The organism is Nesterenkonia haasae, assembly GCF_010119385.1.
Lineage (GTDB): Bacteria > Actinomycetota > Actinomycetes > Actinomycetales > Micrococcaceae > Nesterenkonia > Nesterenkonia haasae.
In genome coordinates this window covers 66,989-93,824 of the sequence record NZ_VFIE01000021.1, presented here as the reverse complement: position 1 = coordinate 93,824, position 26,836 = coordinate 66,989, and the positions used below count along the sequence as shown (strand labels likewise).

At 63.1% G+C, this 26,836-nt stretch carries 25 protein-coding genes and 1 riboswitch; of the genes, 7 read left to right on the top strand and 18 right to left on the bottom strand.

Annotated features, from left to right (window positions below; all coding sequences use genetic code 11):
- Positions 1 to 102: 102 nt before the first annotated feature.
- From FH975_RS10110 to FH975_RS10085, 6 genes are all read right to left on the bottom strand, one after another.
- Positions 103 to 3,546: a pyruvate carboxylase gene (locus FH975_RS10110; protein ID WP_162321250.1), complete on the bottom strand. Its 3,444-nt coding sequence runs from the start codon at positions 3,544 to 3,546 to the stop codon at positions 103 to 105.
- Between the two features lie 111 nt (positions 3,547 to 3,657).
- Entirely contained in the window at positions 3,658 to 4,983 is a 1,326-nt protein-coding gene (locus FH975_RS10105) for a deoxyguanosinetriphosphate triphosphohydrolase (RefSeq protein WP_162321249.1), read from the bottom strand.
- 10 nt (positions 4,984 to 4,993) lie between these two features.
- On the bottom strand, positions 4,994 to 6,175 hold the full coding sequence (dusB, locus tag FH975_RS10100) for a tRNA dihydrouridine synthase DusB (RefSeq protein ID WP_162321248.1): 1,182 nt from the start codon (positions 6,173 to 6,175) through the stop codon (positions 4,994 to 4,996).
- Between the two features lie 125 nt (positions 6,176 to 6,300).
- The gene (locus FH975_RS10095) at positions 6,301 to 7,251 is read right to left on the bottom strand and encodes a GNAT family N-acetyltransferase (protein WP_153078811.1); all 951 of its coding nucleotides are present in this window, start codon (positions 7,249 to 7,251) and stop codon (positions 6,301 to 6,303) included.
- 66 nt (positions 7,252 to 7,317) lie between these two features.
- Positions 7,318 to 8,700 carry a glycine--tRNA ligase gene (locus tag FH975_RS10090; protein WP_162321247.1) on the bottom strand — a complete coding sequence of 461 codons (1,383 nt, stop codon included), beginning with the start codon at positions 8,698 to 8,700 and terminating at the stop codon, positions 7,318 to 7,320.
- 110 nt (positions 8,701 to 8,810) lie between these two features.
- Positions 8,811 to 9,803 (bottom strand): DMT family transporter, encoded by a 993-nt coding sequence (locus FH975_RS10085; RefSeq protein WP_153078813.1) that lies wholly within the window; start codon positions 9,801 to 9,803, stop codon positions 8,811 to 8,813.
- 40 nt (positions 9,804 to 9,843) lie between these two features.
- Here FH975_RS10085 and FH975_RS10080 point away from each other — a divergent pair, with 40 nt between their 5' ends.
- Positions 9,844 to 10,089, top strand: coding sequence for an RNA-binding S4 domain-containing protein (locus tag FH975_RS10080; RefSeq protein WP_162321246.1), 246 nt, complete (start codon positions 9,844 to 9,846; stop codon positions 10,087 to 10,089).
- Between the two features lies 1 nt (position 10,090).
- Here FH975_RS10080 and FH975_RS10075 read toward each other — a convergent pair whose 3' ends face one another.
- Positions 10,091 to 10,747 (bottom strand): alpha/beta hydrolase, encoded by a 657-nt coding sequence (locus FH975_RS10075; protein WP_153078815.1) that lies wholly within the window; start codon positions 10,745 to 10,747, stop codon positions 10,091 to 10,093.
- A gap of 116 nt (positions 10,748 to 10,863) precedes the next feature.
- Between FH975_RS10075 and FH975_RS10070 the strand changes: the two genes are divergently transcribed.
- The gene (locus FH975_RS10070) at positions 10,864 to 11,763 is read left to right on the top strand and encodes an SGNH/GDSL hydrolase family protein (RefSeq protein ID WP_153078816.1); all 900 of its coding nucleotides are present in this window, start codon (positions 10,864 to 10,866) and stop codon (positions 11,761 to 11,763) included.
- Between the two features lie 5 nt (positions 11,764 to 11,768).
- Here FH975_RS10070 and FH975_RS10065 read toward each other — a convergent pair whose 3' ends face one another.
- Genes FH975_RS10065 through FH975_RS10055 form a run of 3 tightly spaced genes read right to left on the bottom strand, consistent with a single transcriptional unit; the run spans position 11,769 to position 14,019 of the window.
- Complete coding sequence (locus FH975_RS10065; RefSeq protein ID WP_328821857.1) at positions 11,769 to 12,191, bottom strand: molybdenum cofactor biosynthesis protein MoaE; 423 nt, start codon at positions 12,189 to 12,191, stop codon at positions 11,769 to 11,771.
- Positions 12,188 to 12,685 carry a cyclic pyranopterin monophosphate synthase MoaC gene (gene moaC, locus FH975_RS10060; protein WP_153078817.1) on the bottom strand — a complete coding sequence of 166 codons (498 nt, stop codon included), beginning with the start codon at positions 12,683 to 12,685 and terminating at the stop codon, positions 12,188 to 12,190. The genes FH975_RS10065 and moaC overlap by 4 nt, the downstream gene beginning before the upstream one ends.
- On the bottom strand, positions 12,682 to 14,019 hold the full coding sequence (locus FH975_RS10055; RefSeq protein ID WP_162321245.1) for a molybdopterin molybdotransferase MoeA: 1,338 nt from the start codon (positions 14,017 to 14,019) through the stop codon (positions 12,682 to 12,684). The genes moaC and FH975_RS10055 overlap by 4 nt, the downstream gene beginning before the upstream one ends.
- On the opposite strand from FH975_RS10055, the gene moaA reads away from it, so the two are divergent.
- Together moaA and FH975_RS17085 are read left to right on the top strand one after the other, a co-directional pair.
- Positions 14,018 to 15,118, top strand: coding sequence for a GTP 3',8-cyclase MoaA (moaA, locus tag FH975_RS10050; protein ID WP_162321244.1), 1,101 nt, complete (start codon positions 14,018 to 14,020; stop codon positions 15,116 to 15,118). The genes FH975_RS10055 and moaA overlap by 2 nt on opposite strands.
- Before the next feature lies 1 nt (position 15,119).
- Positions 15,120 to 15,410 (top strand): MoaD/ThiS family protein, encoded by a 291-nt coding sequence (locus FH975_RS17085; RefSeq protein WP_162321243.1) that lies wholly within the window; start codon positions 15,120 to 15,122, stop codon positions 15,408 to 15,410.
- Here FH975_RS17085 and FH975_RS10040 read toward each other — a convergent pair.
- The 8 genes from FH975_RS10040 to FH975_RS10005 all read right to left on the bottom strand — a co-directional run bounded on the left by FH975_RS10040 (position 15,321) and on the right by FH975_RS10005 (position 23,209).
- Positions 15,321 to 15,692, bottom strand: coding sequence for a helix-turn-helix domain-containing protein (locus FH975_RS10040; protein WP_162321242.1), 372 nt, complete (start codon positions 15,690 to 15,692; stop codon positions 15,321 to 15,323). The two genes, FH975_RS17085 and FH975_RS10040, sit on opposite strands and share 90 nt — an antisense overlap.
- 184 nt (positions 15,693 to 15,876) lie before the next feature.
- Positions 15,877 to 17,157 carry an amidase family protein gene (locus FH975_RS10035; protein ID WP_162321241.1) on the bottom strand — a complete coding sequence of 427 codons (1,281 nt, stop codon included), beginning with the start codon at positions 17,155 to 17,157 and terminating at the stop codon, positions 15,877 to 15,879.
- Entirely contained in the window at positions 17,144 to 17,377 is a 234-nt protein-coding gene (locus FH975_RS10030) for a hypothetical protein (protein ID WP_162321240.1), read from the bottom strand. The genes FH975_RS10035 and FH975_RS10030 overlap by 14 nt, the downstream gene beginning before the upstream one ends.
- 10 nt (positions 17,378 to 17,387) lie before the next feature.
- Complete coding sequence (gene metX, locus FH975_RS10025) at positions 17,388 to 18,476, bottom strand: homoserine O-acetyltransferase MetX (RefSeq protein WP_153078836.1); 1,089 nt, start codon at positions 18,474 to 18,476, stop codon at positions 17,388 to 17,390.
- Positions 18,477 to 18,636: 160 nt separating this feature from the next.
- The gene (locus tag FH975_RS10020; protein ID WP_162321239.1) at positions 18,637 to 19,971 is read right to left on the bottom strand and encodes an O-acetylhomoserine aminocarboxypropyltransferase/cysteine synthase family protein; all 1,335 of its coding nucleotides are present in this window, start codon (positions 19,969 to 19,971) and stop codon (positions 18,637 to 18,639) included.
- 48 nt (positions 19,972 to 20,019) lie between these two features.
- Positions 20,020 to 20,137: riboswitch (SAM riboswitch) on the bottom strand.
- A gap of 173 nt (positions 20,138 to 20,310) precedes the next feature.
- Positions 20,311 to 21,213: a tRNA glutamyl-Q(34) synthetase GluQRS gene (gluQRS, locus tag FH975_RS10015; RefSeq protein ID WP_162321238.1), complete on the bottom strand. Its 903-nt coding sequence runs from the start codon at positions 21,211 to 21,213 to the stop codon at positions 20,311 to 20,313.
- A gap of 14 nt (positions 21,214 to 21,227) precedes the next feature.
- Positions 21,228 to 22,001, bottom strand: coding sequence for an SDR family NAD(P)-dependent oxidoreductase (locus FH975_RS10010; protein WP_162321237.1), 774 nt, complete (start codon positions 21,999 to 22,001; stop codon positions 21,228 to 21,230).
- A gap of 20 nt (positions 22,002 to 22,021) precedes the next feature.
- Positions 22,022 to 23,209: an acetyl-CoA C-acetyltransferase gene (locus FH975_RS10005; RefSeq protein ID WP_162321236.1), complete on the bottom strand. Its 1,188-nt coding sequence runs from the start codon at positions 23,207 to 23,209 to the stop codon at positions 22,022 to 22,024.
- Positions 23,210 to 23,322: 113 nt separating this feature from the next.
- On the opposite strand from FH975_RS10005, the gene FH975_RS10000 reads away from it, so the two are divergent.
- The 3 genes from FH975_RS10000 to mmsB are packed head-to-tail and all read left to right on the top strand — an operon-like array spanning position 23,323 to position 26,834.
- Positions 23,323 to 24,819, top strand: a complete 1,497-nt coding sequence (locus tag FH975_RS10000; RefSeq protein WP_153078828.1) for a CoA-acylating methylmalonate-semialdehyde dehydrogenase — start codon at positions 23,323 to 23,325, stop codon at positions 24,817 to 24,819.
- A 3-nt stretch (positions 24,820 to 24,822) separates the two neighbouring features.
- Positions 24,823 to 25,902, top strand: coding sequence for an enoyl-CoA hydratase/isomerase family protein (locus FH975_RS09995; RefSeq protein WP_162321235.1), 1,080 nt, complete (start codon positions 24,823 to 24,825; stop codon positions 25,900 to 25,902).
- Positions 25,899 to 26,834 (top strand): 3-hydroxyisobutyrate dehydrogenase, encoded by a 936-nt coding sequence (gene mmsB / locus FH975_RS09990; protein ID WP_153078830.1) that lies wholly within the window; start codon positions 25,899 to 25,901, stop codon positions 26,832 to 26,834. The genes FH975_RS09995 and mmsB overlap by 4 nt, the downstream gene beginning before the upstream one ends.
- Positions 26,835 to 26,836: the final 2 nt, after the last annotated feature.

Sequence of the window (26,836 nt, the reverse complement as noted above, 5' to 3'; positions counted from 1 at the left end):
TTTTACATGATGGCGCCTAACACAGAATATTGGGCTCTGGTCGGTTATTGACGTGAGCAGGTTTGCAAAACACAGTTTTGTCCACAGCTGGAATGCCAGTTCTCACTCCAGGACCAGGATGAGGTCTCCTCCGTCGACCTGCTGGACACCGGTGACGGCAAGGCGAGCCACTGTTCCCGCTGAGTGCGCTGTAATGCCGGACTCCATCTTCATTGCCTCAATACTGGCGATGGTCTGCCCAGCTTCCACTGCCTCGCCCTCCGCCACCTGGACTGATACCGCCCCTGCGAAGGGGGCCGCGACATGGGAGGTGTTGTTGGGGTCTGCCTTTTCCGCGGCGGCAACCTTCGACTCCACGGATTCGTCTCTGACCATGACCTGGCGAGCTTGGCCGTTGAGGGTGCACATCACGGTGCGCATGCCCTTCTCATCGGGTTCGGATATTGTCTGCAGCGTGACCAGCAGGCGCACGCCCTTGCCCAGTGAGATCACATGCTCGTGACCCGGAGTCATCCCGTAGAGATAGTCGCGGGTGTGCAACACGTGGATGTCGCCGTACTTCTCCCGAGCTGCCTCGAAATCGCCAGCCGGTCCTGGGAAGAGCAGCCTGTTGAGCGCCGTGCGGCGAGTGGCGGAGTCTGAGTCCAGTGCCGCGGCGTCGTCCTCGGACAGATCCTCGGCCATTGGCTTGACTGTCCGGCCCTGCAACGCCTTGCTGCGGAAGGGCTCCGGCCACCCGCCTGGGGGGTCTCCCAACTGGCCGGCGAGGAACTGAATGACCGAGTCAGGCAGATCGTAGTCACCTGGACTCTGCTCGAACTCTGCAGGATCGGCACCCAGGCCCACCAGTTGAAGGGCGAGATCACCGACCACCTTCGAGCTTGGAGTGACCTTCACGAGTCTGCCGAGCATTTTATCCGCCGCAAAGTACATGTCCTCGATCTGCTCGAAGCGCTCCCCCAACCCGAGTGCAATCGCCTGCTGACGCAGGTTCGACAGCTGGCCCCCGGGAATCTCATGCCGGTACACACGCCCGGTGGGTCCGGGCAGCCCAGATTCGAACGGAGCGTAGATTCCCCGTACCGCCTCCCAGTACGGCTCCAGGGACGCCACGGCGTCCAGCCCCAGGCCGGTGTCCCGCTCGGTGTTCTCCAGGGCTGCCACCAGCGCCGAGGCTGGCGGCTGCGAGGTGGTCGACGCCATGGAGGCTGTCGCCACGTCCACTGCGTCGACCCCAGCCTCTGAGGCGGCGAGCAGCGTGGCCAGCTGGCCACCGGCAGTGTCGTGAGTGTGCAGATGCACCGGCAGTTCAAATTCCTCCCGGAGCGCGGTGACCAAGGTCTTTGCAGCTTGAGGACGCAGCAGGCCGGCCATGTCTTTGATCGCCAAGATATGCGCACCGGCGTCAACCATGCGCCGGGCCAGATCGAGATAGTAGTCCAGCGTGTAGAGGTTCTCCTCTGGGGCGCTGAGGTTTCCGGTGTAGCACAGGGCGGCCTCAGCCACCGCGGTTCCGGTGGACCGCACCGCCTCAATGGCAGGAATGACCTGGTTGACGTCGTTGAGGGCGTCGAAGATTCGGAAGATGTCCACACCCGTGGCGGTCGCCTCTTGGACGAACGCCTCAGTGACCTTCAACGGGTAGGGGGTGTAGCCAACGGTGTTGCGACCGCGCAGCAGCATCTGCAGGGGGATGTTCGGCATCTCATCGCGCAGCCAGGCCAGACGGCCCCAAGGGTCTTCTGAGAGGAAGCGCAGCGCCACATCGTAGGTCGCGCCTCCCCACACTTCAGCAGAAAAGAGGCCTGGGGTCACATGAGCCACGGCCGGTGCGGCAGCCAGCAGATCGCGGGTACGCACGCGGGTAGCCAGCAGCGACTGGTGGGCGTCTCGGAAGGTGGTGTCAGTCACCGCCAAAGCTGTGGATTGGCGCAGCGTCCTGGCGAAGCCTTCGGGTCCCGCTGCGCGGAGCACATCCTTCCACCCCCGAGGCTTGGGGTGTTTGGACGGCCCGTCGAACGGCGAACGGTCCGGTTCGTCCCGCTTATCACCGGGGAACTTCGGCAGCTTGTCACGAGGGTCCATACCCTGGACCCGGGGACCGTGAGGCTGATTCACGGTGATGTCCGAGAGGTACTGCAGCGCCTTTGACCCACGGTCCTGCGAGCGGTTGGCCGTCGCCAGCTCGGGATGCTTATCTATGAAGTCCGTGGCGGTGTCCCCGGCCAGGAACTCCTCTGAGCTGAGCACATTGAGCAAGAACGGGATGTTGGTCGCGACTCCGCGTATCCGGAACTCGGCCAGCGCGCGACGCGACCGTGCTACTGCTGTCAGATAGTCACGTCCACGGCAGGTGAGTTTCACCAGCATCGAATCGAAATGCGGGCTGATCTCCGCGCCGGCGTAGGCTGTGCCACCGTCAAGCCGGATCCCGGAGCCGCCGGCGGACCGGTAGGCGGTGATCGTGCCGACGTCGGGCCGGAAACCATTAGCTGGATCCTCTGTGGTGATCCGGCACTGCAGTGCCGCACCGCGCACCCGCAGGTCCTGCTGCCGGATCCCCAAGTCCTCCAAGGATTCTCCGGCCGCGATGCGCATTTGGGAGGCGACCAGGTCAATATCGGTGATTTCCTCCGTGACGGTGTGCTCCACCTGGATGCGGGGGTTCATCTCAATAAAGACGTGCTGCCCAGCCCGCTCACCCGCAGTCTCCAGCAGGAACTCCACAGTGCCTGCGTTGCGGTAGTGCATGGCCTTCGCGAAAGCCACCGCGTCGCGGTGGAGTGCCTGGCGCACATCCTCATCCAGATTCGGTGCCGGAGCAATCTCCACCACCTTCTGGTGCCGGCGCTGCAGCGAACAGTCGCGTTCAAAGAGATGGACGACGTTCCCCTCACCGTCGGCGAGGATCTGAACTTCGATGTGCCGGGGCCGCTCCACTGCCATCTCAATGAACACGGTGGGATTGCCGAAAGCGGTGTCGGCCTCATGCATCGCAGCCTTCAATGCATCCGGAAGGTCCTCCCTGCGCTCCACCCGCCGCATGCCTCGGCCACCGCCTCCGGCGACTGCTTTGACGAAGACAGGGAAGCCGATTCGCTCAGCCTCAGCGGTGAGCTCGTCAACATCTCGGGACGGGTCAGAACTTTCCAGCACCGGGATCCCGGCAGCCTTCGCGGCCCTGAGTGCTTTGACCTTATCCCCCGTGGACTCCAGCACACTCACCGGTGGGCCCACGAATGTGATGCCGGCCTGCTCAGCGGCACGAGCTAAGTCAGGGTTCTCCGAGAGAAAACCGTAACCGGGGTAGATGGCCTCAGCACCTGCATGCTGGGCGACGCGAATGATCTCGTCCACATCCAGATACGCCCGTACCGGATGGCCTTCGTCCCCAATTCTGTAGGACTCATCAGCCTTCTGCCGATGCAGTGAGTTTCGGTCCTCATGAGGGTAGACCGCAACAGTGCGGGCACCCAGCTCCACACCAGCGCGGAGCGCGCGAATGGCGATCTCGCCACGGTTGGCCACCAGAATCTTCGAAAACATCAATCAATGCCTTCCGAGGTTGCGTTAGGAGTCACCACCCCGTTGTGATGACCGACCACAACCCTACCCTGCACCGTGTTTCGATCATGAAACGACGCCGCCGCTCTCCGCTCAGGAGGCGAACAGCGAGTTGGTTACGGGCTGACCCTTCACCAGTGTCGCGTACCACTCCAGGCAGGCCCCGTCGGTCAGCGAGGCGATCTGATCGATGATCGCACGGTGCCTGCCGGCGTCGTCGTCCGCGGAGCGAAAATCCGCCTGAAAAGGAGGCTCTAAGAACCGGTCGTCGGTTTCCATCAGCAACCCATGGAGTGCCTGCAGCACATCGGACTGCCGCTTGTACACCGGCAGCTGCTCGCGGGAGGCCATGATGTAGTGCGCAGCGATTCCCTTCATCACGCAGATCTCCTCCAGCGTCTGCTGCGGGATCACCAGATCCGCCTCATGCCTGACCAAGGGTTTCTCACCGTGCGCACTGCGAGTAGCTGACCAAAAGTCATGACAGAAGCGTCCGATCAGTTCAGAAGTCATGTTCTTCAGCGCAGCAAGCGCACGCCGGGAGCCGTCGGACTCCCACACCCAATTCTCACTGGCTTCCAATCTTGCGATCGCGGCGTCGACTTGGTCTTCCGGAGTCTCCGGCAGGTACCACTCCTGAACAGTTTGGATGACCCGGGCCCGTTGGACACTGTCCTGTAGAAACTTCAACTGGAAACGGCCGTTGACAATGCCGTCCTCCACGTCATGGACGGAATAGGCGATGTCATCGGCAGCATCCATCACCTGCGCCTCCATGGATTTGCGGGTGCCCAGCACCCCAGAGCGCATCCAAGTAAACGCCTCCAGGTCATCTTCGTAAGCGCCGAACTTCTGGCTGCGGGTGCCGGCAGCAGTCAGAGGCGCCTCATGAGCACGCCAGGGGTACTTCACTGCCGCGTCAAGGCTGGCCCGAGTGAGGTTCAGCCCTGCTGACCGACCATCAGGGTGGAAGCGTTTGGTCTCCAAGCGGCAGAGGATCCGCAAGGTCTGGGCGTTGCCCTCGAACCCTCCGATATGCGCAGCCAACTCGTTGAGCACCTTTTCACCATGGTGGCCGAAAGGGGGGTGCCCCAGATCATGAGAGAGACAGGCGGCATCGACGACATCGGGGTCGCAGCCGAGCATCCGGCCCAATTCACGTCCGACCTGGGCGACTTCCAGCGAATGCGTCAGTCGGGTGCGGGAGAAATCATCGCTGCTGGGCGAGACCACCTGGGTCTTCGCACCCAGCCGGCGCAGTGCGGAGGAATGCAGCAGACGAGCCCGGTCGCGTTCAAAACTTGAGCGGTACACCGATTTGCCGTGCTCAGGAACCCAGCGGTCCTCATCTACCTCGGCGTATCCCGGGGCGAGGGCCGAATACTGCCCCTCGATACGCTCAACATTCCGTACGCTCATGACGTCCAGCCTATCCTCCGGAAATGTCCACCTCTGCGGCCTGAATCATCTCCTGCTGGTCCGCATTCAGTTCCTGTGATGCGAGCCAATCTTCCGGCAGGTGCACCTTCTTGGCGGACCCGGCTCGGCCACGTGGGCCTTCAGCCGGCTGGCCCGGGTAGCCCAGGCTCTGATCGAGTTGCCCGAGCAGGTCCTGAAGCTGCTGGAGCGATTCGACGGTGACCAGCTGGGTGCGCAGGGCTGATCCCACCGGGTATCCCTTGAAGTACCAGGCCACATGTTTGCGGATGTCCTGCATGGCTTTGCGCTCATCTCCGTCGAAGTACGGGATGAGCAGCTGGGCGTGATGCAACAGGGTCCTGCAGACCATCTCGACACCCGGCTGAAACCTATCAGCGCGGCCCTCGAAAGCGGCCTGCAGGTCACCGAACAACCAGGGCCGGCCCTGGCATCCGCGGCCTACGACCACTCCGTCGACTCCGGTCTGCTCGACCATGCGCACCGCATCTTCTGCACTCCAGATATCACCGTTGCCGAGCACTGGCAGATCAGGCAGTGCCTCGCGCAGCCGTTTAATGGCGTCCCAGTCCGCCTGGCCGGAGTAGTGCTGGCGCGCTGTCCGCCCATGGAGCGCGACTGCCACTACACCGGAATCACGAGCGACGCGACCTGCTTCGATGAAGGTGAGGTGGTCCTCGTCGATCCCTTTGCGCATTTTGACGGTGACCGGGATATCAGCCTGAGAAGCCTCCCGCACCGCAGTGGCGACGATCGATTCAAACAACCGGATCTTCCACGGCAGCGCCGAACCGCCGCCTTTGCGCGTGACTTTGGGGACGGGGCAGCCGAAGTTGAGATCGATGTGATCAGCTCGGTCCTCTTCCACCAGCATGCGCACCGCGTGTCCGGTGGTGACGGGGTCTACCGAGTAGAGCTGGACGGACCGGGGAACTTCATCGGGCTCATGTTTGATGATGCGCAGCGATTCCGGCCTACGTTCCACCAGCGCGCGGGCGGTGACCATCTCATTGACGTAGAGCCCGCCGCCGTATTCGCGGCACAGGCGGCGGAATGCTGTGTTGGTGATGCCGGCCATGGGGGCGAGCACCACAGGCGTGTTCACAGTAATCGGCCCCAGCTGCAGCGGTGGCAGTAGGGCGGTGGCTGTGGGGTTGTTGAGAGTTTCTGTCACGTTTCCATTGTCCGTATCTGGTCAAACCCCCGCACCGCTCGGAATGACCACCCCTAATGTGAATGACCTTTGCCTAAAGCGCAGGGTAAAACTCAAGAGGCGGGGTAAAAGCTGGGCGAGCAGGCTCAGTTGGCGTCGCGGGCGTAGATCAGCGCTTCAAAGTCGACCTCAGCTTCATCAGCCTCAGCGAGCTCGTCGGTGACCCGCTTCAGCGGCACCATGGAATCATCGACTTCCACCGAAACCGGGAAGCGCGCAGCCACCAGCCCCAGCAGTTGCCTCACCACATGCTCTGCCTGACCATCACCAAGGCTGGGGTCCCAGCCAAGCAACACGTCAGCGGGGTCGTCTGTGCGTTCTGGGGTATAGCTGATGGCGAAAGCCATAATGGGCTTGGCGTTCTCATCAGCAGTGGATCGGAGAACGACGGCGCCTGTAGCACCAGATTCTGGGGAGAGCAGCATCTGCTGAGCACGGCCGATCGTCATCTCAGCGCGGTCCCACCCGTGGACTGCGTTGTAGAAGTCTGTGACCACCTGAGTCAGCTCCACCGAGCCGGTGGCGATCTCCTCCAGGTCAATGGCCAAGTTCTCCACATCCGGGACAGGCAGGCTGTCCGGTTGGATGATGACCTCCCGCGAGCGTTGGACCTTGCGGAAGCCGTTGTCCTTGAGGAAGCATTGGGCGGCTGATCCTTTGGCGCAACGCGCTTTGAGACTCTGAACCGCGCAATTGGGGATCTCGGCCTCCAGAATCTGCAGCAGCTGAGCCGCGATTCCCCTACGCCGGTAGTCAGGCGCGACTTCCGCATAGAAGGACAGCCGGTCCGGATGCAGCGAGGAGCGGAAGATTGTGGCGGCGGCCAGCGGAATCCCATTGTCCTCAGCGACGATGCAGCGCGACCAAGGCTCATTGGAGGAGGGCCGCAGCAGGCTGCGATCCCTGTGGTGCATGGGATTCTCGGGATCGCCCCACACTTCGAGGAGCTTGAGGTCGTCCCCCTCGGCCCAAGGCCGAACGGTGAGGCCTGAGTCGAGAGTCAGAGTGGGCTGGCCCGAGGGCGCGTTCGGCAACATCGCCAGCTAGCGTAAACCCGATTTAGCGTCCACGCAAAGCGCTTCTGTCAGTGGCATCAGAGTCGATCAGCCCAAAAGCTTTTCCGCGAGGTAGCGCTGGACCTGATCCAGTGCCACACGCTCCTGGGTCATCAGGTCCCGGTCGCGGATGGTCACCGCCTGATCTTCCAGGGTGTCGAAATCCACGGTGATGCAGAAGGGCGTGCCGATTTCGTCTTGCCGGCGGTAGCGACGGCCGATGGCTCCGGAGTCGTCGTAGTCGATGTTCCAGTGCTTGCGCAGCGAGTCGGCAAGCTGCTGGGCTGGGCCAGCCAGTTCTGGTTTCTTGGACAGCGGGAGGACAGCAGCTTTCACCGGCGCCAGCTTGGGGTGCAACTTCAATACTGTGCGCACATCAGTGCCACCCTTGGTGTTGGGGGCTTCGTCTTCGGTGTAGGCGTCGACGAGGAACGCCATCATGGACCGCGTCAGGCCGAAGCTGGGCTCAATCACATACGGTACGTAGCGTTCGCCACTGGCCTGGTCAAAGTAGCTGAGCTCCTTGCCGGAGTTTTTGATGTGTGTGCCCAGGTCGTAGTCAGTCCGGTTGGCGATACCCATAAGTTCGCCCCATTCCGAGCCTTGGAACCCGAACCGGTACTCCAGGTCGATTGTGCTGGCGGAGTAGTGGGCACGCTCGTCCTCCGGAACGTCGAACCGGCGGAGGTTCTCCGGGTTCAGACCCAGGTCGGTGAACCACGCCTCACATGCTTCCACCCACTGGTCGAACCATTCACCGGCCTTTTCCGGGGGTACAAAGTACTCGATTTCCATCTGCTCGAACTCACGAGTTCGGAAGATGAAGTTGCCGGGGGTGATCTCGTTGCGGAACGCTTTGCCTATCTGACCGATGCCGAACGGTGGCTTCCTCCGCGCAGAGGTCACCACGTTGGCAAAGTTCACAAAGATGCCCTGTGCGGTCTCGGGACGCAGGTAGTGCAGGCCCTCCTGATTGTCCACGGGGCCCAGGTAGGTCTTCATCAGTCCGGAGAACTGCTGGGGCTCGGTCCATTTCCCGGGCTGACCAGTCTCTGGGTCGCGGATGTCCGCCAGGCCGTTCTCCGGAGGGTGACCGTGTTTGGCTTCGTAGGCCTCAATGAGGTGATCTGCCCGGTAACGCCGGTGTGTGTGCAGGGATTCGACCAGCGGGTCGGTAAAGGTCTCGACGTGCCCTGAGGCTTTCCACACCGCTGCCGGGAGGATGATCGCTGAATCGAGTCCCACCATGTCACCGCGTCCGCGAACGAAGGTCTGCCACCATTCAGCCTTGATGTTCTCCTTCAGCTCTGTCCCCAGTGGACCGTAATCCCAGGCAGAGCGGGAGCCGCCGTAGATCTCGCCCGATTGGAAGACGAACCCGCGGCGCTTGGCCAGATTGGTGACTTTGTCGAGCGTGGACTCTTTGGCCATGGTGGGGAGAAACTCCTCGTGGTTGAGCTGTGGCCTCAGGACTCTGAGGGACGTGTGGTCAGGACGACGCAGGCCAGCTTACCGCTGTTACGCGCTGAAAGCGTGCGTTTTTACTTACCCCTGCCGCGCATCATGTCGGGGAGCGATGCGACGACCACGGCGACGAGCGTCATTGCGGTGCCCAGCACTGTGGCTATGGTCACCACTGAGCCCGGTGCCGGCACCACCAGATCCAGGACGAGTGAGCCGATGAGCTGCCCGGCAATCATTCCCATGGCAGCGATCAGGACCCCGACCTGTGTGACCAGCAGGGCACCGACCGCAATGAAGACGATGCCCAGCGGGCCGCCGATGTAGTACCACCACACTGTGGGCAACTGCCCCGGCATCCCCCCGTCGATCACGAGTTTGACGCACCACACGAGCAGCAGCAGAGCGGATCCAGCCAGGAAGTTGAAGAAGGTCGCCGGGATTGGACTGCGGTACGCCGCTGATTGGCGGCCGTTGAGGGCCTGCTGTCCGGCGTTGAGAAAGCCTCCGGAGAACGGCAGGATCACCAGCAGCAGCCACACCAGTTCTCGGTCTGTGCCCACCAGTTGCGGAGACACCGCCCAGGCGACCGCGATGACGGTCAGCGCTGCCCCGAAGAATCGCATGGGGCTGAGGCGCTTGCGGCCTGTTGGGCCCAGCCCCACTCGGTCCCAGAGCAGACCGCCGACGGTTTGGCCCGTCACCACCGCCACAGTGAACACAGCAACACCGATCATGCCGATGGTCAGCGTCTGGGTGAGCACAAAATAGCCGCCCACACAACCGGCCAGCAGGTACCACCACTTAACGGCACCGCTTTTGATGGCCGGGCGCACCCGCGCCATGGTGCGCCGCCCGGCTGGCGTCAGGAAGCCGATGAGGCACATCACCAGCAAACCGGTGAAGAAACTGATGAACGCCGCGAGGAACGGATCGCCGGTTTCGGCGGAGAGTTCGGCATTGACTCGCCCCTGACCCGGTATGGCCATGCCCGCGACAATCATCACTAGCAGCAGCCCGATCCACACCACTGGTGACCGTGCGGGCGGATCGCTGGGGCTCTCGGAGGTCATGGACCTAAGGGTAAACCGGACGTCGTGGAAGGATGGAACCATGAGCGAAAGCATTGAGGTCCCCATCCGGGACCAGATGATCCGGCTCGGTCAGCTGCTGAAGCTGGCTGGGGTGGTGGAGAACGGCGTCGTGGCCCGAGACTTGATTTCCGAAGGCGCGGTCCTGGTGGACGGTGAGGTCGAGACGCGGCGCGGTGCGCAGATCCGGCCGGGGCAGTCGGTCCAGTTCAACGGCGAGGACTACGGCCTGCCCAGTGCGGTGCTCAGTGTGGTCGCCGAGGGCTGAGTCAGTCCCGTAGGGCCGTCATCCTGAGGAACTCGTTGACGTGGGAGACTTCCTGGGGCACGACGCCGTGACCGGCCCCCGCGTAGAGGACTTTCGTCAGTTTGACGGTGGAGTTGGCCCACGTGTGGGTGTAGTCGACCATGTCCTGAGGAATGATGGGATCTTCTTGGTCCCTGCCCCAGAAGAACGGCACCTTGGCCGCCGCAAGGGCGTCGTCGTCGAAATAATCCGTCATCCCTTCGCCGCGTTGCGGGTCCACGGCGAATCCGGAGAGCCCGACTGCGGCCCGGAAAGCTTCTGGCCTGGTCCGCAGCAGGCTGGTGGCTAGGGCCATGCCCATGGAGAACCCGATCAGAGTCACCGAGGTGTGCTGCCCACGCCGCGAATCAATCCACCTCCAGAGATCCTCGACCGCCTGACGCGCAGCCGCCGATGAGTAGGCCAGGCGCTCCACGTCTAGGTCGAACCAGGTGTAGGCCCCGAATCCCATCGCCACCGGAGCGCGCACTGAAGCGTAGGTGAATTCACCGGGCAGTCCCGGAACCATGCCCAGCAGGTCGCGTTCATTGGCTCCGTGGCCGTGCAGCAGCACCGCCAGTGGGGTTCCCTCCCGTTCGGATTCGTCCCGTGTCCATTCCACCGTGTAGTCATCAGCCATAGGGCCATCCTACGTAGCTGATGTGGCATTCTCTGTGCAGCCGCATCCTGTGACGTACCCGGATCCACCAGGGTCATCCCACAGGATGATGGACGTTGCAGGGGCTGTCGTGGAGAATGATCAGAGTGAACGAAACTGGAACTCAAGACAGCGCGCAATCACCAGAACCTGAGACTTTTGACAGCCTCAACCCAGTGGATGTGCAGCATCCTTGGCTGCGGTACGTGGCGCTTGGGGACTCCTTCACGGAGGGAATCGGTGATCCTGACCCAGAGAATCCCGGGTCTCACCGCGGTTGGGCAGACCGAGTGGCGCAGGAACTGGCCAATGGCACCAAGAACTTCGCCTATGCAAACTTGGCGGTGCGCGGAAAATTAATCGAACACATCCGCGATGAGCAGTTGGCCCGGGCATTGGAGCTCAAGCCCGATCTGATCACCCTCTGCGCCGGGGGAAATGACGTGATTCGGCCCGGGTCAGACCCGGATGAGACCGCACGGATCCTCGACACCATGGTGCAGATGCTCAGCACCACCGGCGCAACGATCGTGCTGTTCAATGGCCCCGACGTGCGCGATACCCCGGTAATGGGCTCCATTCGCGGCAAAGTGGCGATCTTCAACGAGAATGTCCGCACCGTCGCCAAACGCCATGACGCAGTGGTGGCTGATATGTGGAGCCTGCGCGAACTCACCGCCAAAGAAATGTGGGATGAGGACCGGCTCCACTTCTCCCCCTTGGGCCACCACACCGTAGCGCGAATGGTCTTGGACACGCTCAACGTCACCCATGATCTGAGCCCGGTAGATCCGCAGCCGCTGGCTGAGCGTACCTGGCGCGAGGCGCGGGTTGATGATGCCATATGGGCGCGTCATCACCTTTTCCCCTGGGTGATCCGTCGGCTTCGGCGCCGCTCCTCCGGTGATGGCGTCACCGCCAAACGCCCCGACTTCGGACCGCTCTTCGAAGGGTCCATGCCCCCGGGTGGGACTCCGGCCGAACCGGATGATGACTGATCGGCTCAGGCGATTCCCACCCAGTCTTTGGTGCCGTCGGTGTAGAGCTGCTCTTTCCAAATGGGGACCTGGGCCTTGACCTGCTCCACCAGCTCCGCGCAAGCGGCGAAGGCCTCGGCCCGGTGGGCTGAGGCACAGGCTGCCACCAGCGCGTGCTCGCCGATCTGAAGTGCCCCCACCCGGTGGGCTGCCCAGACCCGGACCCCGGGATGTCCTTCAGCGATCCTCTGGCACACCTGGTCCAGGGTCTGTTCCGCGCTGTGGTGGGCCGTGTAGTTCAGTGCCGTCACCGACTTCCCACCATCGTGGTCCCGGACTATTCCGGAAAATACGACGACGCCGCCGCATTCGGGAGACCACACCTCAGCCTCCGCGCGTGCCGGGCTGAGCGAGTCTGAGGAGACCGCTGCATGTACCGCGCCCATCATGCGCGGCTCCATTCGCCAGAGGAGCCGCCTGATTTAGTCATCACTTTGGTCTCGGCGATGACTGCAGAGCGGTCAACACCTTTGATCATGTCGTAAAGCGTCAGGGCAGCCACGGAGGCGGCAGTGAGCGCTTCCATCTCCACTCCGGTGGGTCCGGTGGTCTTCACCTCTGTGGTGATACGGACGCTGCCCGGGGCGGGCTCGTCAAGAGTGAGGTCCACCGTCACCTTAGCCACAGGCAGCGGGTGACACAGCGGCACCAGTTCAGGGGTCTTCTTAGCTGCCATGATGCCGGCAATCCGTGCCGTGCCCAGCGCGTCCCCTTTGGAGAGACCGTTCTGCGCCAGAAGCTCAGTCACCCTTGGACTGGTCCGCACAGTGGAGACAGCCTGGGCGGTACGCGCGGTGGACGGTTTGCCGGAGACATCCACCATGTGGGCGCTGCCATCAGTCCGGACGTGGGTGAGGTGGGTCTCGTCTACAGGCTCTGTCATAGCAGAATCGCCTCTCGTTGGGCCCCGACCGGGACCTCGGTGTCGTCTTCGCGGAGTTCCAGGAGGGCATCGGCACGAGCTAGGTGTCCGAGCAGGTGGGAACTGGGTCCGCCGATTGTCAGCGCAGTTGTTCCGGCGCCGTCGTCGTGGTTTTTCAACTCTACGCGGCGGAACTGGCGCACTCCCAACGGTGACGTGAGATCCTCACCCACTGACACCTGGACGCGCCGCTGGGGCGGACAGGCAGGGTCCAGATCCTCCAGGGCTGGCCGCACCAGTGTCTCCAGACTCACCGCACAACTGACCGGGTTCCCGGGAAGGGCGACCAGAGCGACAGCACCTGGACCGGATTCCAGAACACCCCACCCCTGGGGTCCACCGGGCTGCTGGGCCACAGAGCCGAAGTGCACTCCACGCTCAGTGAGCGCCTGGCGAACCACCTCGTAAGCCCCGGCACTGATGCCCCCAGCTGTGATGATCAGCTGAGGCTGATGCTGCAGGATGAGCGCATCCAGTCCTGCCTGGAACTCGGTGGGAACATCGGAAGCGATGACCGCGGTGGTGACGGTGTGTCCGAATCCTTCGCAGACGGCGCGAATCAGTGTGGTGTTGGCATCGTAGAGCTGCCCGGCACCGAGCGGCTCACCGGGATGAAGCAGCTCCTGCCCCGTGGCGAGTACGAGCGTCCGCACCCGCTGCAGAACCTCCACCTGGGCAATACCGCAAGCCGCCAAGAGGCCCAGCTTTGCTGGTGTGAGGACTTCACGCCGACGCAGGATCACCTCCCCGAGGCCCACATCAGAGCCAGCCCGGCGAATAAACTTCCCCGGCTGGGCATCCTCTGCAGTGGTGTGCGTGAAGTGGACCGATGCTTCAGTGCCTCCAGCTGCCACCTCGAGCACAGCGAATCCCTCGGCGGTCTTTTCCACCGGGATCACCGCATCTGCTCCCTGCGGGATCGGGGCTCCGGTCATCACGGCCATGCATTTCTCCACCGGCAGGTCCGGAGCAGGTGCACCGGCCGGTACAACACCAGCCAGGGGCAACCGAAAGGGTTTTCCAGGCTCAGGGGCGTCGGATGACCGCAGGGCGAAGCCGTCCATCTGAGAGTTGTCGAAGCCGGGCAGCGGCACCGGGGCCAGAACCTCGGCTGCGCTGATGCGTCCGGCGCTGACTGTCTGTATAGGGTGCTCAGGCGGCGTCACCAGTGGCAGCGTCTCGGTCGGCCGGCTTTGCAGTGCAGGCTCCAGCACTCTCCGAAGCCGGTCGATATGTGCCTCCACGCTGACCCGGTCAGGGGTTGCGGAGGTCCGGGACGTAGAATGGACAGCCATGAGTCCTAGGGTAGCTCTCCCGATCCCCACGGTGCCCCGCGGGGTGACCGCACAGGGCGGTGACCCGTCAGCCGGACTGCTCGACCGATTCGGCAGGCGGGCAACCGACCTGCGGCTTTCGCTGATCGATAAGTGCAATCTGCGCTGCACGTACTGCATGCCCGCCCAAGGTCTGCCGTGGTTGTCTCGGGATCGGCTGCTCAGCGCAGAGGAGGTGCGCCGGCTAGTGCGCATCGGGGTGGATCAGCTCGGCATCCGGGAGTTGCGACTGACCGGCGGTGAGCCCTTGGTCCGCAAGGATCTCGAAGAGATCATCGCCGGAATTCGCGCCGATCATCCGCATTTGCCGATTGGGATGACGACGAACGCGATTGGCCTTGAGCGTAGGACTGCTGGCCTGCGCGAGGCAGGACTGACTCGAGTCAACATTTCGCTGGATTCCGTGCATCGGGAGACTTTCGCGCAACTGACGCGCCGGGATTCTTTGGCGGCGGTGCTTACTGGAGTGGCGGCGGCTGCCGCTGCTGGGCTGACACCGCTGAAGATCAATGCCGTGTTGGTCCGCGGAGTCAATGATCATCAGGCACCTGAACTGCTCAGCTGGGCGCTTGCTGAGGGTTTCGAGCTCCGATTCATTGAGCAAATGCCTCTGGAGGCAGACCGCACATGGGAACGCGAAGCAACTGTCACCGCCGCCGAGACCCGCACGCTTCTGGAAAGCAGGTTCCGACTGAGCCCTTCGGAGGAGGAACGCGGTGGGGCTCCCGCCGAGCGGTTCATGGTCTGGGATCACAACGACGCCGAGACTGCGGCGGCTCGGGGAACGGTCGGGATTATTGCCAGCGTGACTGAGCCCTTCTGTGCCGCCTGCACACGCACGCGGATCACCGCTGAGGGCCGGGTAATGAGCTGCCTGTTTTCCCGGGAAGAGGTCGACCTGATGGATCTGCTGCGTTCCGGGGCCGATGATCAGGCCATTGCTCAGCGCTGGGCTGACGCTATGTGGGCCAAGCCAGCTGCACACGGCACCGACCGGCCGGGCTTCGACCTTCCTGGTTTTGAACGCCCAGACCGCTCGATGTCAGCGATCGGAGGCTGATGTGAGTGTTGTGACCGTCCGCCTGTATGCCGCTGCTGCGGAGGCTGCCGGAACTCACCAACTGAACCTCCGGCTGGCTGAATCACCCGTGCCGTTGCAGCAGCTGATCGATCAGCTCAACCACACAGTTCTCGCATCGGCGCCCGACCCAGATCGGTCAAGCGCCCCCAGCCTGGAACGGGTGTGCGCGCAATCAAGTTTCCTAGTCAACGGCACCCGAGCCCCGTTGAGTCGTGGGCAGGTGGCAGTAGGCGACGTCGTCGATGTTTTGCCGCCCTTTGCCGGTGGGTGAGACCCGCTGTGCCACCTTCAGTTCTTGTGTGGTGCTTCGTGCGGCAGCTTCGCCGAGAGTCACCAACTTTTGGCTCAGCCCATAGCGCCGGTCCCGCAGCTGGACCAGGTACCCACAGTCAATCAGCGTGCGCAGCAGCCGATGAACAGTAGCGACCGGCAACTCAGTCGCGGTGGAGAGTTCACGAATGGTACCTAATCCGCCCTGACCAGCTAGGGCCTCGAGCAGATCACACGCTCGCCCCACAGACTGCACCGGTGGCCGAGGCGCACCGCTGGTCACGAGGTCCTCGCAGAGAGAACCATGGACTGTTCCACACCAAAAAGAGCGAGAGTCATGCCGCATACCCTAGTTCCCGGATGTTTCACCAGCGTTTGCGCAATGTGCCCAGCTCATATCGGGCCGTCATGCACCTCTGCGATTCCGGAAGGGCAGAGCCGCGCAGTCTTTGCCCTACAAGGTGCGCTCAGGCTTGATCGCCCAGCTGGGCGGCATAGGCGATCAGGGCTTTGTCACTGCCGCAGGGCCCCATGAGACTCAACCCGGTAGGCAGGCCCGCAGCGGTCAGGGTGGGAACGTTCACCACGGGAAGCCCAGCGAGGGAACCGATGGTCGTCAGCATCAGTGTGCGCTGACGCAGGCTATCCGCACCGTTGCTTCCAGCCCCCGCATCGTCGAGCAATGGTGCCACTGAGGCGGCAGACGGTAGTGCGAGCACACCGTCGCCGACCCAGCCGCGGACGGTCTCCCGCACGGCGGCGTGGACCCTGCGGGCGGCACCTTCGTCTTCGGCGGTGAACTCACTCGCCGCCCGGAAGCGTGCGCCCACGTCCGGGGCCATGTCCTCCCAGTGGGCGGCAACCCATTCTCCGTGGTTCTCCCAGGCTTCCCTCGACTGGATGACTGTGAAGGCGTGCTTCCACTCGCTGAAAATCTCAGGTTCGGGCCCATGGACGGCGACGCTGGGGCCTATCTGTGTTTCGAGCTGGCGGAGCGCGGCACGGCAGGCCTCGGCTACCTCTTCATCCGCCAGGGCGAACAGTTCATCGATTATCCTGAGCTCACCGAGCCGGCGGTTTGCTTCCCAGGCAACCGGCCCTTTGGGAACAGTCGGAATGGACCCGGTTCCCATGCCTCCTAGAGCGGAGGGCGCGGTGGGGGCGACTTTCTTGGGTGCCGGGATGAGCGTCTGCGCAACAGTGGCCAACAACTTCGGGTTCCGGGTGAGCCAACCGACTGTGTCGAAACTCTGCGCCAGGGGTTGCACGCCGGTCAGCGGGATGAGGTCTTGTGTGGTGCGAATGCCCCAGAGTCCTTGATAGGCCGCCGGGACCCGAATGGACCCGCCTGTATCCGTGCCCAGTCCAATGCTGACCTCGCCCAGGGCTACTGCGGACGCCGAGCCATTGGATGAGCCTCCAGAGATTCGCCCGGGTGCCGCTGGGTTGGGCGGAGTGCCGTAGTGGGCGTTGGTGCCGGCCAGGGACAGTGCGAACTCATCCGTCTGTGCAATACCTACGATCTCCGCTCCGGCGCGGATCAGCGACTGGACCGCTGGGGCGTGCCGGGACTGAACCGGCTGCTGCGCCAGGCGTACCGGGTTGCCGGCGCCTATGGGCTCCCCCGCCACCGCAAAGAGATCCTTGACCGCCACGCTCTCACCGCTCAGCGCTCCTTCGCCGTTCCCGGGGATCAAGGGGGCGGCCTTAGTACGCCACACGGCGGTCGCAGTATCAGTGGGATTCATGATGGAAGACTCCTGAAGTCGGCTTTTCGCGCGGCGGTGTGGTCACCTGTGACGATGTCCACCACCTGGGAGATGTGACAGTCAGTGGCTGCCAGCTGAAACCGGCCAGTACTGACCTGGGGCCGTCGTTACGGGCTGCACGTGGGGCAGCACTGTCAGCTAGGGTCGCGGCGTCGTTGGCACCAGTCGGGTGTTCGCCGGGCTGAAGGATCTCAGTCACCCTTCCAACCCTATAGGTCGAGACGGGCGCGCATGGCGTGGCCGAGTTGCTCGGCGGAGGTGAGGAAACCATCGTGGCCGATATGTGAGGTGATCGTGTGCACCGTGTGATCGCCCGGGATCAGGTCAGCAATCTGCTGTGACTGTTCGGGGAAGTACAGACGGTCTGTGTCCACAGCTGCTAGGAACGGGATGGACCGCACCCGCTCCAGAGCGGCCTTCACTCCCCCGCGATTACGGCCGACATCGTGGCTGATCAGCGCCTCAGCCATGGTGATATAAGCATTCGGATCGAATCTCTGAACGAGCTTGGCGGCCTGATGATCCAGATATGACTCCACCTGGTACCGGCCAGTACGGCGACCCTCCCCGGCCAGCTGGGTGCCGCCCAAAGGCTCTTCAAGGCCCTGGGCTGCCCGACCGAAGCGCAGCTGCAGCTCAGCTTCGGTGCGATACGTCACATGTGCTATTCGGCGCGCCAGGCCCAAACCGGCATCCGGTCGGGGACCGCCGTAATAGTCACCACCATTGAAGTGTGGGTCATTCCGGATGGCCATCACTTGCGCCTGGCCGAATGCGATCTGTTCAGCAGTGGAAGAAGCTCCACAGGCGAACACCGCGAACCCTCGGACAAAGTCGGGATAGCTAACTGCCCACTCCAAGGCGCGGGCACCTCCCATGGACCCTCCGATAACAGTGTGCAGGGTGGTCACCCCGAGATCATCGAGTAGGCGCTTTTCCACATTCACAGCATCACGGATCGTCACAAAGGGGAACCGCGATCCCCAGGGCACACCTTCTGGATCCAAAGAGCCCGAGCCAGTGGATCCGTAACAACCCCCGACCATCGCCGGAGCAATCACGAACCACTTCTCAGTGTCGATTGGACGGCCGGGCCCGAGCAGGCCCTCCCACCATCCTGTGCTCGGATCAGCGTCAGAGGAGGCCACGTGTGTGTCGCCGGTCAGCGCATGGGCCACTAGCACGGCATTATCGCCTGCCGCGTTGAGCTCACCCCAGGTTTCATAGGCCAGGGTCACCGCTGGGAGGCAGCCTCCGGTTTCAAAGGCGAAGCTGCCGGCGTCGTAAGTTTTCAGCACACCGGCGGGCCGAGCGCCGAAGTCGTTGGTAAGACCAACAGAATGACCGCCACCAGCACCCCCGGGAGCAGAGTCAGCGGTGGGAGCACGCAGCTCAGAACCCGCTGGCGCTCTGCGTCCGGGGGAACTGGTGCTGGTGGTGGTCACTGTGGTCCCTACTTCAGGCGAGCTTGGCCAGGGCTTGGTCCAAGTCGGCGAGGATATCGTCGATGTGCTCCAGGCCTACTGAGAGCCGAACGAGACCTGGCTTGACGCCTGCGGCCCGCTGATCGGCTTCGCTGAGTTGACGGTGGGTTGTGGAGGCAGGATGGATGGCCAGGGAGCGGACGTCGCCGACATTGGCCACCAACGAGTGGAGTTCCAGGGCATCGACCAGTGCCTGCCCCGCCTCTGCACCTCCGTGGACCTCGAAAGAAAGGACCGCTCCTACACCTTTGGGCAGGTACTTCTTGCCGCGTTCGTAGCAGGGGCTGGAGGGAAGACCGGAGTAGAACACGCGGCGGACTGCGGAGTGCGCTTCGAGGAACTCAGCGACCTTCTCGGCGTTCTCCACATGACGTTCCAGCCGCAGACTCAGCGTCTCCAGACCGAGGTTAATTTCAAAGGCGTTGTGTGGGGAGAGCGCCGGTCCCAGGTCGCGCAGCAACTGCACTCGCGCCTTGAGAATATATGAGAGGTTCGCTCCGAAGAGGCCACCTGGGCCGAGGTCGCGGCCGAAGACCAGACCGTTGTAGCTCTCGTCGGGTTGGCTGAATCCGGGGAAACGCTCCGGGTATGAGCCGTAGTCGAAGTTCCCGGAGTCCACGATCACTCCAGCGATTGCTGTCCCGTGACCGCCGATGAACTTGGTGGCCGAATGGACCACCACATCGGCTCCGAATTCGATGGGGCGAAGCAGATAGGGTGTCGGCAGCGTGTTGTCGACTATGAGTGGGGCGCCGAACTCGTGCGCGATTCCGGCAACAGCTTCAATATCGAGTACATCGCCGCGGGGGTTGGCCACGGTTTCGGCGAAGAACGCCACCGTGTTGTCCTTGATCTCGGCACGCCATGCCTCGGGGTCATCGGGATCGGCGACAAAGCTGACCTCTATACCGAACTTGGGCAGCGTGTGCTTGAAGAGGTTCTGGGTTCCGCCGTAGAGAGACGGGGAGGCGACGATGTGGCGTCCCGAGTGCGCGATGTTGAGTAGTGCCAGCGTTGTGGCCGCCTGGCCTGATCCGACCGCGAGCGCGCCGACTCCCCCCTCCAGGGAGGCGATCTTGTTCTCCACAGCCTCGACTGTTGGATTCGTCAGCCGGGAATAGATGGGTCCCAATTCTTCGAGGCCGAATCGCTTAGCGGCGGTCTCAGTGCTGGGGAACACAAAGCTGGTGGTCTGTTGGATGGGCAGTGCCCGGGCACCTGATCCTGGGTCGGGCTCAACTCCGGCGTGAATCTGCCGAGTTTCGAACCGAAGCTCAGGTGCGGCGTTAGTGCTGGTGGTTTCAGTCATTGATGACACTCCAGTGGTCGTATCTAGACCTGCACTGGAGCCCAGTGAGGTCCGCGCTTGCCGGAACGGGGTGTTCCGTCCGGCCAGGTCCTCACCCGGGGCACCCCACCGCGAACTGGAGGGTTGCCGGCCACTAAACCGGGGTTTTGCAGTGGCACTCTTGACCTATGTCTTTAGTTTGCTGAAAGTCTTTCTGCTGCGCAAGTCGCGGCCCAATATTCCGTCATGTGGACGGCGCCGCTGAGGTGGACGATCTGGTGCACTCCGTGTCTTCCGATATGGGAAACTCGGGCGGTTCCTTGGCCCATTTCCAACATCCGGAGACGCTCTACTGGTCGGTCAGCTGTGCGGGGACTGCCACACCCAGGGTCCGCGGGGAAGGTTTCTCGGGTCGAAGGCGTCCAATGCGTCCTGGAGTGGTCCCTGCGGGAGGTTCAGAGATCGCAGCAGTGAGTCGCGGACTGCTTCCGGCCTTATGCCATGCTCGCCGAGAGCGGCGAGTGTCACCGCCCCGTCGCGCTTGGCCAACCGCTGACCAGCCTGATTGACCACCAGCGGAACGTGGGCGTACTCCACACTGGCCGCAGCCGCCTCCCCGTAAAGCAGACCTCGCAGGTGCTGCTGCCGGGGCGCAGAGTCGGCCAAGTCGTCGGCACGGACCACCTGGTCCACCCCCGTGAGGTAATCGTCAACGACTACTGCCAGGTTGTACGCGGCGGCACCGTCATTGCGCACCAGGACAAAGTCGTCCACTGGGGCGGCAATGGTTCCGCGGAGGCGGTCGTGCGCACTGGCCTGTTCCCGAACCGCCTTCAGGCGAAGTGCCCCGGGTCGCTCGGTACGACGCCGCTTCCGCTCCTGCTCGCTGAGCCCACGACAGGTGCCCGGGTAGGCTCCGGGCGGGGCATGGGGCGCGCGCGGGGCGTCTTGGATCTCGCGTCGAGTGCAGTAGCACTCATAGACGAGCCCTTGGGCACTGAGGGTGGCCACGGCGTCGTCGTAAAGGTGCTTTCGCTGAGATTGGAAAACCACCTCACCGTTAAAGGTCACCCCGAGAGCCTCTAAGTCGGCGCGCTGACGCTCGGCCGAACCGGCCACAGTGCGGGAGGCGTCGAGGTCTTCGTAGCGCAGCAACAGATCTCTGCCGCTCGAACGGGCGAAGAGCCATGCCAGCAGAGCGGTGCGAAGGTTCCCCACATGCAGATCGCCGGAAGGGCTGGGCGCGTATCGACCGGCAGACATGCTCTACATGGTAGTCACTGGGGTTCCAGTCGCACTGCGCCGTCCAAGCGGATGGTCTCGCCGTTGAGCATGGGATTGGCGATGATCTGCATGGCGAGTTGGGCATAGTCCGCCGGCTCTCCGAGGCGGGGCGGGTGCAGAGTCTTGGCTCGGAGTGACTCGCGGGCAGCTTCTGGCAGGCCCGCCATCATGGGGGTTTCGAACAGGCCGGGCGCGATGGTGACCACGCGCACGGCATGGTGGGCGAGTTCGCGGGCTGCGGGAAGTGTCAGCGACGCGACAGCGCCTTTGGAGGCGGCATAGGCGATCTGCCCGATCTGCCCGTCGAAGGCTGCCACTGAGGCAGTATTGATGAGCACTCCTCGGTCGCCACCGACTGGTTCGTTGTCCTGCATGGCGGCAGCTGCGGCTGTCATGAGGTTCACGGTGCCGCCGGCGTTGATGGTCAGGACCTTCATGAACTGCTCAGCCGGCAGCGGGCCCTTGCGCCCCAGGAGTTTGCCTGGAGTGGCGATGCCAGCGCAGCTGATGGCCGCTCGCAGTGGGGCCTTTCGCGTGGCAAGAGCCACAGCGTCGGAGGTGGTCTGTGGGTCCGTGACATCACCTGGGTGGAAGTGCGCGGAGGCGCCCAGAGAGGCGACCGCGTCGGCCCGCTGCGAAGAGCCTTCCGCATCTGGGAGATCCACGACGACGACCTGAGCACCGGCGCTGATCAGCGCCTCAGCCGTTGCGTACCCCAGGCCGGATGCACCGCCTGTGACGACGGCGCTGGAATCGGTGAGATCCATAGGAGTGGCACCTTCCTCAGCTATTGGTTGACGTGAAGAATGAGGGCGTCTCCCTGCCCGCCACCACCGCACAGCGCTGCCGCCCCCGTTCCGCCGCCGCGGCGTCCGAGCTCCAGAGCCAGGTGCAGAAGCAGACGAGCGCCTGACATACCGACGGGGTGCCCCAAAGCGATCGCGCCTCCGTTGACGTTGACCTTGTCCTCACTGACGCCGAGTTGGCGCATGGAGGCCACGGAGACAGCGGCGAAGGCTTCGTTGATCTCCATCAGGTCCAGGTCTTTTGCATCGATTCCGGCCTTGGAGCACGCGGCTTCGATTGCTCGGGCGGGTTGGAGTTGGAGACTGGAGTCTGGCCCTGCCACCATCCCGTGGGCGCCGATTTCAGCGATCCAGCTCAGGCCCAGCTCTTGGGCTTTCTTCTTAGACATGACCACCATGGCGCATGCTCCGTCAGAGATTTGTGAGGCCGATCCTGCTGTGATCGTTCCCTCCTTGTTAAAGGCTGGCCGCAGCGCGCCGAGCGCTTCTGGGGTGACGTCGGGGCGGATGCCCTCGTCGGCCTCAACCAGCACATCATCACCTTTGCGCTGCGGAATACTCACCGGCACGATCTCTTCGGCAAAGACCCCGTTCTGAGCGGCCCGCGCAGCACGCTGATGGGAGGTCGCGGAGACCGCATCCTGCTCCTGCCTGCTGACCTGCACATCATCTGTATTGCAGGACTCGGTGAGCGCACCCATGGCCTGCTGTGTGGCCTGGTCGAAGAGCGCGTCGTGGGCCATGGAATCCACTATGGCGCCGTCGCCGTATTTGATGCCGGTGCGGGACTGAAACATCAGATGCGGAGCCTGCGACATCGACTCCATCCCGCCGGCAACCACGACCTCACACTCCCCGGCGCGGATCATCTGGTCCGCTGTGGCGACAGCGTTGAGACCTGACAGGCACACTTTGTTGACGGTGATGGAAGGAACCGCAGGTGGAATCCCTGCTCCCAGCGCTGCGGTGCGTGCAGGATTTTGTCCCGCACCGGCCTGAATGACCTGACCCATGATCACGTAGTCCACGGCGGCTGCGTCGACCTTCGCCCGGTCCAATGCCCCGCGGATGGCGACGGCACCCAGTTGGGCGGCTGATTGGGAGGACAGGCCCCCCAGGAGCTTCCCCATGGGAGTGCGAGCACCGGCAATGATCACTGTTTCCGTCATGACACCTCACTGTGTTTGACACTGTGTTTGACAATTAGTTGCACGTCCAACGACTCGAGCCTAGGCTAGCACATGAGAGCTAGATCACGTTCAGTGTGCTAAGGAGCGCCACCATGCCCGAACTGTCCCATTTTATCCACGGAGAACACGTTGCGGGGACCTCCGGACGTTTCCGTGAGGTGTTCAACCCAGTACTCGGTGAGGTCTCCTCCCATGTGCCCCTTGCCACCAGCGATGAAGTCAGCCGTTCCGTGGACTCAGCTCAGCGAGCCTTTCCCATATGGTCCGCGCTCAATCCACAACGTCGGGGCCGCATTCTGCTGAAGTGGGTAGACCTGATCCAGACCCACCAGGATGAGCTGGCGGAGACCCTCTCCAATGAGCACGGTAAGACGTTCGAAGATGCCAAAGGAGATATCCAGCGCGGGGTCGATGTGGTCGAATTCGGTGCCGGCGCCCCCCATCTGCTCAAAGGCGAGTTCTCGCATAATGTGGCCACCGGGATGGACGTCCACAGCCTACGCCAGCCCCTGGGCGTCGTCGCTGGAATCACACCTTTCAACTTTCCCGCGATGATCCCCCTCTGGAAGGCGGGCACAGCGCTGGCGGCCGGCAACACCTTTGTGCTCAAACCCTCCGAGCGGGACCCCTCAGTGCCCATCCGTTTGGCCGAACTGGCGCTGGAGGCTGGGATGCCGCCAGGCACCCTGAACGTGATCAACGGCGACAAAGAGTCCGTTGATGCACTCATCGCCGATCCGCGAGTCAAAGCCATCGGGTTCGTCGGCTCCACCCCCATCGCCCAGTCGCTCTACGCAGCAGCCGCCGCCCAGGGCAAGCGCGCCCAGTGCTTCGGCGGCGCCAAGAACCATATGGTGATCATGCCTGATGCAGACCTCGATCAGGCCGCCGATGCGCTTATCGGTGCAGGTTACGGATCAGCTGGCGAGCGCTGTATGGCGATCTCTGTGGCCGTGCCGGTCGGCGAGGCCACTGCTGAAGCGCTTCGTGACAAGCTGGTTGAGCGCATCGGCGCTCTGACGGTTGGCCCCTCTTTGGACCCAGGAAGCGACTTTGGGCCGGTCGTAGGGGCCGACGCCAAGAGCCGGATTGAGGAGTACATCGGTATTGGAGTTCAGGAGGGCGCGGAGTTGGTCACCGACGGCCGCGGCGCTGAGGTCGAGGGTTACCCCAATGGATTCTGGGTCGGAGCAACGCTGTTCGACCGGGTCACCCCCGATATGCGCATCTACCGTGAGGAGATCTTCGGCCCGGTGCTGACGATCGTGCGTGCCGCCGACTATGAGGAGGCGCTGCGGTTGCCCACCGAGCACGAGTACGGCAACGGTGTGGCCATCTTCACCCGTGACGGGGACACTGCCCGGGACTTCACCTCACGCGTAGAGGTCGGGATGGTGGGCGTCAATGTGCCAATCCCCGTGCCGATCGCCTACTACACATTCGGCGGTTGGAAAGGATCCGGATTCGGCGACCTCAATCAGCACGGGACGGACGGCCTGAAGTTCTACACCAAAACCAAAACGGTAAGCACCCGCTGGCCCTCAGGGACTAAAGAAGGCGCCAGCTTTATCATGCCGGAAGGGAGCTAGGTGGTGAGCGAACACGTCCTGTTCGACACCCGAGGCCAGCTCGGCGTCATCACCTTGAACCGGCCGCAGGCGATGAACGCTCTGACCACCGACATGGTGCGGCAGATGCTGCACCGCCTCACGCAGTGGAAGGAGGACGACGCCGTTGCACAGGTATTGATCCGCGGCGCTGGAGAAAAGGGCCTCTGCGCAGGGGGCGACATTCGTGCGATCTACGAGGATATCCGAGCAACCCATGAGCGGGGTGACGATGCCTACGCCACCGCAGAGTTTCTTGCACTGGAGTTTCAGCTTAATCTGCTGATCCATCAGTACCCCAAACCTTATGTGGCACTGATGGACGGTGTGACCCTGGGCGGCGGGATCGGGATCTCGGCTCACGGCAGCCACCGTGTGGTGACTGAACGCACCAAGGCTGGCATGCCGGAGGCCACGATCGGTTACCTGACCGATGTAGGAGGCACCTACCTACTCTCCCGCTCCCCTGGTCAGACCGGCCCCCACGCCGGGCTCACAGCCGGAGTTTTCGGGGCCGCAGACAGTATCCACCTGAACCTCGCCGATGTGTATACCTCAAGTCACAGACTCGATGAACTGACCAGAGCGCTGGAGCACTCACCTGCGGACGAGGTGCTGTCCACCTTCGCCGAGAAACCTGCGGAGGCACCGCTGCAGGAGCATCGGGAATGGATCGACGACGCTTACTCCGCGGATTCCGTTGAGGAGATTCTTGAACAGCTTGAGTCCTGGGGTGCACGCTATGAGGCCGCGGAGAACGCTCGGCAGGCCATCCTGGCGAAGTCCCCGACCGCCGTCAAACTGATCCTGCACGGCATTCACCAGGCGCGCGAGGCCGACCTGCCCGCGGCCCTGCAAGGTGAATACGCCGCTGCTCTCTACCAGTTGCGCGGCAGCGACTTCGCGGAGGGCATCAGGGCCCAGGTCATCGATAAGGACCGGGCCCCGCACTGGAAGCCGGATGCCCTCTCAGAGATTTCGGAGATCTCCGTAGCCAACGCCTTTCTGCCCGATGCCGGTTCAGTCCTTACTCTTTCCGACTCTTCACAGGAGGCAACGTCATGACCAGCAGCACAGAACATCTCGGGAGCTACCCCTCTGCCGCTTTCATCGGGCTCGGCAACATGGGTGGGCCCATGGCGGCGAACCTCGTTCAGGCTGGTGTCCATGTTCACGGCTATGACGTGGTTCCCGAGGCAATGGAGACGGCACGCAGCAACGGCGTGGAAGTGACCACCGACCCCCTCGAGGCCGTGGCGCATGCAGACGTGGTGCTCACGATGCTTCCGTCCGGACAGCACGTGATCTCTGCCTATCAGGATTCCCCAGGCCTGCTCTCAGCCGCACGGCCGGGAACTATCTTTCTGGACTGCTCAACCATCAACATCTCAGAAGCCCAGCAGGCAGCACAGCTGGCCGAAGATGCCGGATTTCGAGCCGCAGACGCGCCGGTATCCGGAGGCGTCGTCGGCGCCGAAGCAGGCACCCTGGCGTTCATGGTCGGCGGAGAATCAACAGTTTTCGACGAGATCCACCCGCTGCTCGACATTATGGGCGCAAGGGTGGTCCACTGCGGAGGGAACGGACTGGGCCAAGCCGCAAAGATCTGCAACAACATGATTCTTGGCATCAGCCAGATCGCGGTGGCAGAGGCCTTTGTGCTCGCCGAGCAGCTGGGTCTCACTGATCAGGCGCTGTATGACGTTGTCTCCAAAGCCTCCGGTCAATGCTGGGCTCTGACCACCAACTGCCCCGTCCCCGGACCGGTGCCGACCTCACCGGCCAATCGAGACTACGCCCCCGGATTCGCGAGCGCACTGATGGCCAAAGATCTTGGCCTGGCCACCAACGCTTTGGATGAGCAGGGCGTGGACGCCAAATTGGGACGGCTCGCGGCAGCCATCTATTCAGAGTTTGCACAGGGCGAGGGAGCCCGGCAAGATTTCTCAGCAATTATTAACAGCATCCGGGACACCTCATCGCGACAAGGAGCCTAGAG